Below are 12414 nucleotides of genomic sequence, written 5' to 3'. Positions count from 1 at the left end.
GGAAGCCCTCGACTGCGCCTGCGGCCTCTATCTCGGCGACACAACAGCCTGGCACCACCAGCGACCCCCGACGAATTAACGGGCGCGACCACTAGAGCAAGGCGAGCATCCGCTCCGCCTGGGTTTCCGCGCGGGTGCGCAGCAGCCAGAACAGCGCGTCGGCCAGAGCGCCCTCGACAGCTTCGTCCACCGCCGAGCCGGCGACCCAGGACATCACCACGCTCGGCGGTGCGCCGTCCAGATCGGCGCTCACCGGCGCGGGCGCCAGCCCCGGCGCGTACCGATCGAGCAACCCCGGCGCCCGCCACTCCCGCTCCGGCTGCCCATGCTCGACGGACCTGTAGCGCTTGACGACCACGCCAGGTCCCATCTCGATCGTGTGCGTACTCCTCACGGCAGCCTGGCCCGCACGATCTCCCCCAGCGGAACGTCCGCCACCTTCCGCCACTCCTTGGGCCGCCGCCGCCCGACACGCAGCTCGACCCGCTCCTCTGCGACCTTGTCCACAGCGCCGATGGCGGCCTCCAGGATCTGGTGGGCCCGGTGCCTGTTGGCCCGGTGGGGGATGCGCTTGTTGCGGCGGATGTTCTTGCGAGAACTCTTGTCATTCTCGCCGTAAGCGTTGCGGCGGTTCTTGGCGTAGCTCAGAAGCTTCTTCTCCTGCGGCGTCCTCTGCCTCATACACCGTCCTTCCCGACCAAGACGATACCGGGGTCCATCTGCTTTGGTTCGGCTAGAGCTTTTGCCAGGTCAAGCAGCGCTCCCAGGTGAAGACCGACAGTCAAGCAGCGGCCACTTCTTATTCGACTCGATTCGATAGTCGTGTTCCGTGGGCGTCGCTCTCGCGAGTGCAGGGTATTCCACCGTCGGACAAGGGCCCATAGCCAGCACGCAAGGAAAGGAATTCCGTCATGACCTCGGTTAACCTGACGCATCTCTCATGTCTTCGCACAGAGGACAGCGAGGAGGACGAAGTGTACATCAAGGTAAACGGCTCGCGCGCATGGCCGAACTCCGGCGTGGTCCCGATTTCACCAGGACACACGGTCACGGTCTCCAAGAGCTTCACCCTGAATCAGGACACCATGACCATTGAACTGTTCGACGAGGACAACGAAACCATCGATCCGGACGACAGCCTCGGAACGCACACGGTCAGAGCATCCGAGCAAGGCCAGGGCCAGCGAGAGGCGAAATTCAACGGCTCCGGCAGCCAGTACTCGCTCTTCTACACCGTCACATAGATGCGGCCGACGCATTCGGTCCTGTGGTGACGGAGTTGTCGCGAGTGAGTCCGGTCTGCGCCTGGCGCCGGCGGGACACCCACGAACTCACTCGTGCCCCTGCCATCAACCACCACCGCACCCTCGCCATCGGCCTGGCCCGCCTGATCGCTTGGACCAGCATCGCCACCGCCACCGCACGAGCGGACTCCAGCAACCGGTCTCGGCTCACCTCTTGACCGCCCAAAGCCGACCCCGGTTTCACCGTAGAGCTTGGACCAGAAGGTGATCTGCAGCCGGCGAAGATGACACCTCAGTCCTTGCCCTCCAGACTCCACAGGAACTTGTACATCCCAGAAGACGGATTGTCGTGCGGGAAGACGGTTCCGTTCAGATCATGTCGGACGTCGAGCCTCTCGGCATGACGCGCAGCCTTTTTCCGCATGGGCATGTACGTCTCTGCGTCGATACTCTTGCCGGGTCTCCCATCCAACCTCCGCGATGACCGTTCCGCAGACTCGGTGTCCATGAAGGCGCCGCAAGCTTGATGGTGCAGCAGTAACCAGATCTCGAAGCACGGATTGGATATCGCGAGGTTGATGTCGTTGGACTTCGCCAGATTGACGGCCTGAGCGAGGTTAGGATGATTCAGGGGCCATTCAACATCAAAGAGGCACCAGCATTCATCCACTTCCGGATCCTTGTTGTACTCCACCGCCCTGCGGACCAGCGTCAGCGGAACGCCATGATCGGGATGGATGTGGATGCTGAGCGCGGTGTTCTCGGCTATGTGCGCAAGCCTTTTCAGGCCGTTGATGTAGTCGGGCTCCGAATTCCGGCCTTCGCAGAAGACCACAATGGTGCGGAGCTCGGGGCGCTTTTCCGCCTGCCGCCGCAGCGGCCTGCCGCCTTTCGGCCGCCCCTTCGCGCCCATCAGCCGATCAGCCCAAGCGCGCGGAGCAGCGCGGACTGATCCACTTGGGGAAGCGCGCCAAACCTTCCGTGCAGATAGGCGTTCTCGAGGTTCTGCGACTTCCGTACTCGCTCTCCCGCGAAGTCGGCCAGCGCGCCGAGACGAGTAGAACCGTCCGGGCGCTTTTCCGTCAGCCACACCTCGTCCCTGTTCAGAGAATTCAGCAGGCTGGCGTCGTGAGACGTGAAGACGAGCTGGGCGCCGCGCGGGTTGGTCACCGGGCTGTGGAAGATGCGGAGCAGCTCGGCGGACAAAGTCGGATGCAGACTCGCATCAAGCTCGTCAAAGAGAACGGCGGTGCCCGACCTGAGCGCGGTCAGAACAGGGCCGATGAGTGCGAACCACGTCCTGGTGCCTTCTGATTCGGCATGCCATTCGAACGGCATGGTTTCATTCAGCGTTCTGTGGAGCAGGCGAAACCGGCGTCGAGCGCGTCCCGTGACCTCGGGATAGCTCTCGTCCTGGTCCTCTATGATCACGTCCTCGATGCCGAGATCGGCGAGCCGCAGCAGCGAGAGCGCTTGTTCGCGACCTCCGATGATCCCGGCATCAAGCTCACTCTCCCCGAACAGCGAGAGCTGATCGCCAGGCTGCTCGAACCAGCGAAGGGTCGAGAGCGGAGCCCCGCCGTGCGCCAGGCCACGCATTCGGTGCCTGGCCGTTTGCCCAAGGACGTGCATTCTCATGAAACTCGCGGCGAAGTCCGTGACGAGCGGCTCGTCGAACCTCCGCGCGACAGAAAGCGCCAAGGTACGCTGCGTCATCAGTTCCCGCGTGCCGGACAGACCCCCGAGTCCTCGCTGGAGCTTCAGCTCCATTTCCTCTCGCTCGAAGATTCTCCGGCGTTTCTTCTCCGGGTAGTGGAAGAGCCCTTCGTAGACGACCCGCTCGCGATCCAGTTCAAGCAAGTACTCGAATCGCACGCCCTTGATCGCGATCTCGACGCTGAAGCTGCTCGGGGTGACCGGGCCATCTCCGAAGGCGAACGGCTCGATCGGAATCTCGTCGTCCCAGATGCGCAGAGAGTGCCGCACGGCATCGCGCAACCACACGAGCGCGTCGATCACGTTCGACTTGCCTGAGGCATTCGGCCCGTAGATCGCCGCTATCGGCAGAAGGCTCTCCCCGAGCAGCGAGACCGGACGCGCCTCTTCGCGATCTCTATCGATCGCAACCATAGAGAGCTCGATGGGTTCACTGATCGAACGGTAGTTGGCAGCCGCAAACCTGATCAACACGTTCACACCCTATCTTGCGCCGGTGACGTCGACACAGGGCTGTCTTCGTAAAGATCGCACGAAAACATGGCTCAGTTAGCAGTTAGGCTGCACCCTGCTCGGTTTCACCACCTGGTATTTGGTGGACTTGAAGGGTGAAAGGCAGGCAGGTGGCGGGAGTCGCGCGCTTCTCTGACTGTGCCCCGGGCTTGCTCTTGGGAAGGCGCCTGAGCGAAGCGAAGTCCTTTGTGCCCGGGTGGGTGTCAGCTGGTCAACGGTGGAGGTGGGAGTCACAGCGATATGTAGGGTGCCGGTTTGCTCCGGGAACCAGCGCCGTAAACGCCTGCTCCCGTTCCGCGCGTCCGAGCAGTCCGTCTGACGTCATGCTGCTTCCAGGTCGCTGCCAGCCAGAAACACGCCGTGCTTGCGGAACGCCGCCGGCGCCCGCACGAGTGCCTCAGCCCGCTTCGACGGAAGTTCAGAGACGAACCATGGTGTCCGCAGGACTCGCGACACCGTCCATTCCGGCGGAGCCGCGTCGTGCCGAGCCGCCAGGTGCTCAGCCAATGCGGCCAGCAGGACATCCCAGCGCTCATCCCGACCGGTTCGGGTTCGTCCCGCAGCAGCGGCAACTGGCACTCCGGTTCCTCCCACCGGTACTCCTCAAGAAACTCCCATACGAGCTTCCAGCGAATCCGGTTGTCCTCGGCGGCTGCGAGCCGGGCACCGAGCTCGGTCATGGTCATGGGCCGGTACCCCATCAGTACGCCTCCTCCGCCGATGTCCGCCGACTTAGCAGCGAGTCCATGACTCCTAGGTTCAGCCATCATGCCCTGCGCCGTTTCCTCCCACCGGCCAAAGGTGGCACGTCGGTTGCCTGCGGAGACGGGATCCAGGACGACAGCCCGTATCCAACTGGCCGTGCCTGGGCTTGCCCATTGAGAAAGCGCCTGAGCGAAGCGAAGTCCTTCAGGGGTCGGGCCCCCGGCCCGACTGGAGAAACGCGGGAGCGAAGCGACCACCTTTGTGGCGGGGTGGGTGTCAGCTGGTCAACACCCCAGCTGGGCAACGGGTGGACCTGGAGGAGCGTCTGAGCGGAGCGAAGTCCTTGCCTTTAGGAGCGCAGCATCGGGGGATGAAGGAGTTCGGCTGGGCCGCGTTTGTAGAGTTTGGCCGGGCGGCCGCCGTCCCGGGTGGTGGTGGCGCCGGTTTCCAGCAGGAAGCCCTCCGCCTTGGTGACCTTTCTGTGGAAGTTGCGGGGGTCCAGGAGTCTGCCCCACACGATCTCGTACACCCGTCTCAGGTCCGCCACCGTGAACTCCGGTGGGCAGAAGGCCGCTCCCAGCGACGTGTACTCCAGTTTCGCCCGTGCCCGTTCGATCGCGTCCAGCATGATGCGTCTGTGGTCGAAGGCCATCACGGTCAGTTCGGCCGCCGGGATCCACGCCATGTGCGCCTTCTCCGACGCGGGCAGGTCGGGCGCCAGGCCGAGATAGGCCACGCTCAGCACACGCTGTCTCGGGTCCCGGTCCGGGTAGCCGTACGTCTGCAGTTGCTCCAGGTGCACGGGCGCGCCCGGCAGGCCGGCGCGTTCGGCCAGGATCCGGCGGGCCGCGTCCGGCAGGTCCTCGTCCAGTTGGATGAAGCCGCCCGAAAGCGACCATCGCCGGAGAAAGGGTGGGTTGTCCCGGCGCCAGACCAGCGCGCTCAATGCCTGGCAGCGCACCGTGAGCACGACCAGGTCCACGCTCACCGGGACGCTCGGCACCATGCTCCGCACGTTACACGCTGATCCGGACCCGAAGCGGTTCCGTCGCCGCCTGTCCGGAGGGGAGCTTCACCCCGATGCGGATCCATTCCCCGGGCGGCACCTGCGACCAGTCGAAGGGTACCCACGCGGTCTGCAGGCCTTCGGCGAGGCTGGCGTCCTGGGGGACCTTGTCCAGCCAGCCCACGCCCGCGATGTCGAGGTCCTTGGTGCCACCGCTCCACTCGACGGTGACGCTGCCGCCTTCGAGGTTGTAGCCGCGTACCTCCATGCCGTCCTGGATGTCGCGGTTGCGGCGGATGGCGTCGACGACGATGGGGCGGGCGTAATCCTTGATGATCTCCTTCTCCAGGGAAGGGTCGCCGCAGGTCATGTAGTCGCTCCACATGTAGGAGACGACCTTCTGCACGTAGCGGCCGGCCATGGTCACGGCCTGGTCGAGGCGCTTCTTGTCGGTCTTGCCGCGGGTGCCCTGCGGGGTGCAGGGCTGGTCGCCGGAGGGTTCGAAGGCTTCGACGTTGGCCCAGAGGTCCACTTTGAAGCCTTCGGCGAGCATCTGCTCGCGTGCGATGGACATCTCGCGGTAGTAGTCGCGGGTGGAGCCGTGGTAGGTGTCGCCGTACGTGCTCTCGCCCACGAGCGGCCGCAGGCGGGGGTCTACCTCGTCGCCGCGCTGATCGGGCCAGAAGAGGCCGACCTTGCCGGTGCCCCGGCTGTCCTGCGGCGCGATGATGCCGACGCCGGTCCTGGCCAGCGCCTTGAACGCCTCGGCGACCTGCAACGGTGTCTGGCCGAATCCGACCCGCTTTCTGGCGTCCAGGTAAGGGCTGATCAGGATGGGCTTGTCGGGAAGCTCCTGTTCGACGATGTCATGCTGGTCGGCGTACACCTGGAGTGTGGGGTTGCTGGTCAGTGTGGCGCCCATCTGCACTTCGAAGGGCTGGTAGACGCCGCCGAGCGCGGCGCGGCCCTCGAAGCGGGCGCCGTAGTCCTGCAGGATGCGGCGGGTGAGCGTGGTCAGGGCGCCGATGTGGGCGGGGTTGGCCCTGGTCGGGGTCTTCTGGTCGCGCGGGGCCAGCGGCAGCGCGGGGAAGACGCGCACGCCGAACTGGTCGCCCAGCTTGAGGAGCTGGGTGAGGCTGTCCTCCGCCGACGCGGCGACGAGGATCAGGTCGTACTTGCCGGGCTCGTCGAAGTTGCAGCTCGCGTCGTCGGAGGCGCCGCCCATGGGCGCGATGAGGCGGAAGTAGACGCGCTTGCCGACCTTGATGGTCCGTTCCACGTCGGTGCAGCGGAAAATGCTCGTGCTGTACGACTCGTCGGTCCGGTAGACGAAGGTCCTGGCTATGCGGTTGCCCGGGTTGAACTTCTTGAGGTCGTCGTCCGCGGCCTGCCGGCAGGTCCTGCCGTTCTCGACGCAGTCGGCGTAGAGGTCGTCGACCTGGTTGTTGTCGCGGCGCAGGATGCGGCCCTGGTCGTCGATCGGCCGGTACTGCATGCCGTACCCGATCCTGATGACGGTGTCGCCGCCGACCCGGTGGATCTCCTGGAACTGGTGGCGCCAGGTGCACGGGTTCGACTTCGGCATGATCCAGTAGCCGGTGACGGCGTAGGTGTACTTCTCGTCGGTGTCGAAGGTGCCGCACGGGTCGCTGAACTCGGAGACCTGGGGCGTCGGCTGTTCCTTGGTGGGGCTCGCGACCGGCTTGCTGCTGGTCTTGATCGGTTTCTCCGAGGAGGAGGGCAGCACGATGACCACGGCCGCTACCGCGGCGAGGACCGCTACGCCCAGGAGGACGAGGAGCCAGCGCACGTTCAGGAACCTACCGCCCTCGTGATGTGCCGGAAATAAACAGCCAGAGCTACTTCTTCACCCCGGCCCACGCCTCAAGCTGGGCCACGAACCGCTTGGCGGAGTTCGGCCAGTGGTGGTTGGCGCGGGCGGCCGCGTAGCCGCGGGCGCCCTGGCCCTGCCGTTCGCGCACGTCGTCGCGGAGCGTCAGCACCGCCTGGGCCACGGCCTTGGGGTCCTGCCACGGCACGACGACGCCGCTGTCGTATCGCTCCACCAGTTCCACCGCGCGCGGCGACGGGGTGGTGATCACGGGGATGCCGTGCGCCATGTACTCCACGATCTTCGTCGGCATGGAGTGGCGGTAGTTGGGCTCGTCGTGGAGCAGCGAGAGCCCGGCCAGCGCCCCGTCGAGCCGCTTGAGCGCCTCGTCGTTGGGCATGAAGTCGCGCCATTCGAGCACGCCTTCCGCCACGGCCTCGTTGAGCATGGGACGGCTCTGCGGGTCGGCGTAGCCGATCAGCTCGACCGCCACCTTGTACGGCTGCAGGATGCGGGCCACCTCGACGGCCTCGCGTACGCCGCGTGCCCACGACAGCCAGCCGAGGTAGACGACCCGGTCGTCGCCGGGGGCGGTGACGGTGTCGGGCACCCACGTCTCGTTGGGCACGATCAGGTGGGCGTGCTTGAACCGGCCCGCGTACGCGGTCTCGGCCAGCAGCAGGTGAAGGTGACGCTCCGCCGTACCCTCGAGGAGTCTGGCGAAGAAGCGGACCGGCGGGCGCAGGAACGACGGCAGCCAGTGCTTGAGGGAGAGCGTCGCCGGCGTGTCCTCGTGCACGTCCCAGACCACGGGCGGGCGCTTGCGCACGCCCCAGACCGCGAAGAGCAGTTCGGGGTCGTGGATCAGCACCAGGTCGACCTTGGCCCGCATCCGCTTGAACAGCTTGCGGGCGGCCAGCACGGCCGAGATCCGTTTGCGCTCGGCGGCGCGCGGCAGGTCGACGCTGTTCACCCAGGAGCGGGGAACGACTCCGCGCGCCGTGTACGGCGCGGCGTACGTGACCTCATGACCGGCATCGACGAGCGCACGGATCTGCCGGTGCAGGATCCTGGCGTCCTCGGGGTGATGCACCACCGTCATGACGAGCACGTGCACTGCGCGCAGCCTCCGTCGCTACAGCCGCTCGACGCGTTCACCCTCGGTGAGCACACCGCGGGTGTCCAGCACGAGCCGGGCCTTCTCCTCGATCATCCCGAGGTCGAAAGCGGCGTGCTTCTGCAGCAGCAGGGTCACGTCCGCCTCCACTACGGCCTGGGCCAGATCCTCCTCACGCGGCACCGGAGTGCCGTCCACGAGCCATTCCTTGACGTGCGGGTCGACGTAGGAGAGGTCTGCGCCCAGTTCCAGCAGGGCCCTCGCCACCGGCAGGGCCGGCGTCTCCCGCTCGTCGGCGATGTCTTCCTTGTAGGTCACACCAAGCATGACGACCTTGGCGCCGTTCACGGCCTTCTTATGCCGATTCAGCAGGCGTTGCGCGCGGGCCACCACGTAGGACGGCATCCGCTCGTTGATCTCCTGGGCCAGCTCGACGAACCGGAAGGGGTAGCCGAGCTTGCGTACCGTGTACGAAAGGTAGGACGGGTCGACGGGGATGCAGTGCCCGCCGACGCCCGGTCCCGGCAGGAACTTCTGGAACCCGAACGGCTTGGTGGCCGCCGCCTCGATGGCTTCCCAGAGGTTGATGCCGAGTTCGTCGCAGAAGATCGCCATCTCGTTGACGAGGGCGATGTTGACGTGCCGGTAGGTGTTCTCGAGCAGCTTGGCCATCTCGGCCTCGCGGGTGCCGCTGACGGGCACGACCTGCTCGATGAACTGCGCGTAGAACGCGGCGGCGCGGTCGCGGCACGGCGTGGTGTAGCCGCCGACGACCTTCGGGGTGTTCCGCAGGCCGAACTTGGGGTTGCCCGGGTCGATGCGCTCGGGCGAGAAGGCCAGGTGGAAGTCCTGACCGGCGATGAGACCCGAGGTTTCGAGCAGCGGGCGGGCGACGTTGTCGGTGGTGCCCGGGTAGGTCGTGGACTCGAGCACGACGAGCGTGCCCTTGGTGAGGTTGCGCGCGACCGTGCCGGTGGCGCCTTCGACCGCGGACAGGTCCGGGCGGTGGTCCTCGTCCAGCGGGGTGGGCACGCAGATGACGATGGTGTTGCTCTTGGCCAGCACGGACTCGTCGAGCGTGGCGCTGAAGCCGTTGTCCAGCATGTGCTCGAGATCGGCGTCCGTCAGGTCATCGATGTAGGACTGACCGGCGTTGAGCGCGTCGACCTTGCGGGGGTCGACGTCGACGCCGACGACCCGCAGTCCAGCCGCCACGGCCTCCTTGGCCAGTGGCATGCCGACGTATCCCAGGCCGATGACAGCCAAGTCGATTTCTGTCACAGCTGTACCTTGGCGAGCCGGAAACAACACTTCATGGTCGCAAAGGTTATCTCAAGTCCACTCAGCTCACGCCTAATGCGAGCGAACCCGTCACAACCGGCAGGCAAATCCCGGGTCATCGTTCGTCTAGGGATCGGTAGAGCGTTCGATAAGTCTCGGCAACGCGGCTCCAGGTCCGCTTGGCGGCCACTTCAGCCCGTCCCGCCTCACCCATCTCAGCACGTCTGGCGGGGTCCTCACGGAGCGCGGCCAGCGCCTTGGCGAGCTCTTCCGGGTCTCCGGGCGGCACGAGCAGACCGGCGCCGTCCGAGCCGACAAGCTCGGACAGAGCGGGCAAATCGCTGAGTACGACGGGCTTCCCGAGCGCCATCGCCTCGACGGGTTTCAATGGCGTAACGAGTCGGCAAACCCGCAGGTCCTCCCGCGGGCAGACGAAGATGTCGATCGCCGCCTGAGCTTTCAGCGCTTCTTCAGGATCGACCCGTCCGGGCAGGATCGCGCTGTCCAGGCGCAGCTCCTTGACCAGTTCGAGGAGGTTCTCCCGCTCGCTGCCGTCGCCGACGATCAGCGCGCGCACCGGAGTGCCCTGGTCGCGCAGGTACGCCGCCGCCCGCAGCAGGGTGGCGAAGCCCTCATAACCGACGATGCTGGAGACCGAGCCGACCACGATCTCGCCGTCGGCGATCCCCATGTCCCGGCGGAACGCGCCGCCGTCGTAGGAGACGTTCAGCAGTGAGTCGTCCACGGCGTTGGGCGCCAGGTAGATGTTCTCCCGCGGCACTCCACGCTCGACGATCTCGGTGGCCATCGTCTCGGCGAGCGTGACGACCGCGTCGGCCTCGCGCATGAGGAACGCCTCGCGCTCGCGCTGCAGCACCGCGCGCTGGCTCCCGGTACGCACGTCGGGGTCACGCGAGACCCAGGTCTCCTCCAGGAACCCGCGTACCTCGTAGACGAAGGGCGTACCCGTCCGCTGACGTACGGCGTGGGCCACCGAGCCGTTGCGATGGTCGGTCGCCGCGTGCAGAACCTGGGGCCGCAACTTTTCGACCAGCCGGGTCACCTCGTCGGCGCCCCTGATGATCCGCCCGGTCGTCTCGAAGGGCATCTCGCCGCGCCCGTCCGGCAGAAGCCGGTAATACGGGATGCCGTCGACCTCGTCGAACGGCGTCGCGTCCGCGTGCCCCTGCAGCATCGGCCAGCCCCAGCTGGTCACGACGTGCGGGTCGAGCCCGGCGGCCTTCTGCGCGGTGACGATGCGGTGGGTACGCACGGTGTAGCCGGCCTGCGTGTACGGCAGGGCGTTGGTGACGCAGTGCAGCACCCGCCCGGCGACCCGCTCCCCGATCGTCACGGCCGGCTTCGGCGGGATCGGATCGGGGCTGATCGCGGCCAGCTCGCCCCGGTAGTAGGCGGCCCTGCGCTTGACGAAGGGGTATTTGACGTGGGGATCGAGCACCAGGGCGGCTTCGGTGATCCGGCCGGCCTCCCAGTGCGCCTTTGCCTCGTTCCACGGGGCCTGGACCGCGCGCATGCTGATCTTCCGCACCGCCCAGCGCACCTTGCGCGCGGCGGGCCAGGCGACCTTGCCCACGATGGGACGCAGCACCGGCGGAAGCGCGTCCGCGGCGGCCTGGGCGACCCGCACCGGATCCGATTTCACCTTCGTCACGACGACGCGGGAGACGATGATCGGGTGCTGGACGAAGCCCTTGAGTAGTCCGCTGACGCCCGCACGGGCCGACTTGGCGGAAACCTTGCGTCTGGCGTCGGATACCACGCGGTGACCGTACCATAGGCAACGTTTTTCCCTGTTTCGCAATGAAAGGCGAGGTCAATGAGGGAGAACCCCCTGGTCCTTCACGTTCTGGGCGCCCGGCCCAACTTCGTGAAGGCCGCCCCGGTGGTCCGAGCACTCGGCGAACTCGGTGTGCGTCAGGGCATCATCCATACAGGTCAGCACTACGACGAGTTGATGTCGGACGTCTTCTTCCGCGACCTCGCGCTGCCCGACCCGCTCGCGAACCTGGCCGTCGGCTCCGGCACCCACGCCAAGCAGACCGCGGCGCTCCTGATCGGCCTCGAAGAGGTCTTCACCGAGCACGATCCCGACCTGGTCGTGGTCTACGGCGACGTCAACTCCACGCTGGCCGCGATCCTGGTGGCGGCCAAGCTCGGCATCAGTACCGCGCACGTCGAGGCGGGCCTGCGCTCGTTCGACCGCGGCATGCCGGAGGAGGTCAACAGGATCGTCACCGACTCGCTGTCGGACCTGCTGTTCACCACCTCGCCGGACGCGCTGCAGTTCCTCGCGCGCGAGGGCGTCGCGCCGGAGAAGGTGCATTTCGTCGGCAACCCGATGATCGACAGCCTTTTCTCCGCGCTGCCCAGGCTGGACCCCGCGCCGATCGTGGCGCGGCTCGGTCTGCCGGAGCGCTACGCCGTGGCCACGCTGCACCGCCCGGCCAACGTCGACAGCCCGGCCGCCGCCAAGGAACTGGTCGACTCCGTGTTGTCCGTGGCCGAGCGCATCCCGCTCGTCGTGCCGATCCACCCGCGCGGGCGTACCCGGCTGGCCGAGGCCGGTCTCGTGGACGGCCCGGCGGTCAAGGTCGTGGACCCGCTCGGCTACGTCGAGTTCCTCTCGCTGGTACGCGGGGCCGCGCTGGTCGTGACCGACTCGGGCGGCGTGCAGGAGGAGACGACCATGCTCGGCGTCCCGTGCCTGACCGTGCGGCCCAACACCGAGCGCCCGGTCACCATCACCCACGGCACCAACCGCCTGGTCACCCCGGCCTCGCTGCCGGCCGCCGCGGACAAGGCGCTGGCCGACGGCGCGGCGACGCCCGCGGGCGAGCTGCCGCCCCTGTGGGACGGCGCCGCCGGCCCGCGGATCGCCCGGGTCGTGGCCGCGTGGCTCAAGGGGGACAACCTGTCTCCGGCCGCGCAGGGCACTCGGGGCGAATAACCCCACAAACCCGGACAAGGGGTACGGCGCAGC

At 66.8% G+C, this 12414-nt stretch carries 11 protein-coding genes; 2 read left to right on the top strand and 9 right to left on the bottom strand.

What is annotated here, in order from left to right; genetic code table 11:
- Positions 1-91 precede the first annotated feature (91 nt).
- Together ACIBHY_RS20570 and ACIBHY_RS20565 are read right to left on the bottom strand one after the other, a co-directional pair.
- On the bottom strand, positions 92-394 hold the full coding sequence (locus tag ACIBHY_RS20570; protein WP_397307455.1) for a hypothetical protein: 303 nt from the start codon (positions 392-394) through the stop codon (positions 92-94).
- Positions 391-681, bottom strand: coding sequence for a hypothetical protein (locus ACIBHY_RS20565; protein WP_397307454.1), 291 nt, complete (start codon positions 679-681; stop codon positions 391-393). The genes ACIBHY_RS20570 and ACIBHY_RS20565 overlap by 4 nt, the downstream gene beginning before the upstream one ends.
- A gap of 293 nt (positions 682-974) precedes the next feature.
- Here ACIBHY_RS20565 and ACIBHY_RS20560 point away from each other — a divergent pair, with 293 nt between their 5' ends.
- Complete coding sequence (locus tag ACIBHY_RS20560; RefSeq protein WP_397307453.1) at positions 975-1244, top strand: hypothetical protein; 270 nt, start codon at positions 975-977, stop codon at positions 1242-1244.
- A gap of 292 nt (positions 1245-1536) precedes the next feature.
- Here the strand turns inward: ACIBHY_RS20560 and ACIBHY_RS20555 are convergent, their stop codons facing one another.
- From ACIBHY_RS20555 to ACIBHY_RS20525, 7 genes are all read right to left on the bottom strand, one after another.
- Positions 1537-2157, bottom strand: a complete 621-nt coding sequence (locus ACIBHY_RS20555; protein ID WP_397307452.1) for an RloB family protein — start codon at positions 2155-2157, stop codon at positions 1537-1539.
- Positions 2157-3440: an ATP/GTP-binding protein gene (locus tag ACIBHY_RS20550; RefSeq protein WP_397307451.1), complete on the bottom strand. Its 1284-nt coding sequence runs from the start codon at positions 3438-3440 to the stop codon at positions 2157-2159. The genes ACIBHY_RS20555 and ACIBHY_RS20550 overlap by 1 nt, the downstream gene beginning before the upstream one ends.
- A 1087-nt stretch (positions 3441-4527) precedes the next feature.
- Positions 4528-5184 (bottom strand): NUDIX hydrolase, encoded by a 657-nt coding sequence (locus ACIBHY_RS20545; RefSeq protein WP_397247290.1) that lies wholly within the window; start codon positions 5182-5184, stop codon positions 4528-4530.
- A 10-nt stretch (positions 5185-5194) separates the two neighbouring features.
- Positions 5195-6994: a DUF4434 domain-containing protein gene (locus ACIBHY_RS20540; RefSeq protein ID WP_397307450.1), complete on the bottom strand. Its 1800-nt coding sequence runs from the start codon at positions 6992-6994 to the stop codon at positions 5195-5197.
- Between the two features lie 49 nt (positions 6995-7043).
- Entirely contained in the window at positions 7044-8132 is a 1089-nt protein-coding gene (locus tag ACIBHY_RS20535; RefSeq protein ID WP_379611201.1) for a glycosyltransferase, read from the bottom strand.
- An 18-nt stretch (positions 8133-8150) separates the two neighbouring features.
- Positions 8151-9413, bottom strand: a complete 1263-nt coding sequence (locus ACIBHY_RS20530) for a nucleotide sugar dehydrogenase (protein WP_379611199.1) — start codon at positions 9411-9413, stop codon at positions 8151-8153.
- Positions 9414-9528: 115 nt separating this feature from the next.
- Positions 9529-11193, bottom strand: a complete 1665-nt coding sequence (locus ACIBHY_RS20525) for a glycosyltransferase family 4 protein (protein ID WP_397247286.1) — start codon at positions 11191-11193, stop codon at positions 9529-9531.
- Between the two features lie 57 nt (positions 11194-11250).
- Between ACIBHY_RS20525 and wecB the strand changes: the two genes are divergently transcribed.
- On the top strand, positions 11251-12381 hold the full coding sequence (gene wecB, locus ACIBHY_RS20520) for a non-hydrolyzing UDP-N-acetylglucosamine 2-epimerase (protein ID WP_397247284.1): 1131 nt from the start codon (positions 11251-11253) through the stop codon (positions 12379-12381).
- Positions 12382-12414 lie beyond the last annotated feature (33 nt).

It is taken from the genome of Nonomuraea sp. NPDC050547 (genome assembly GCF_044457345.1).
In the GTDB taxonomy this organism is placed as follows: domain Bacteria; phylum Actinomycetota; class Actinomycetes; order Streptosporangiales; family Streptosporangiaceae; genus Nonomuraea.
This window is presented reverse-complemented; position numbering and strand designations above follow the sequence as displayed.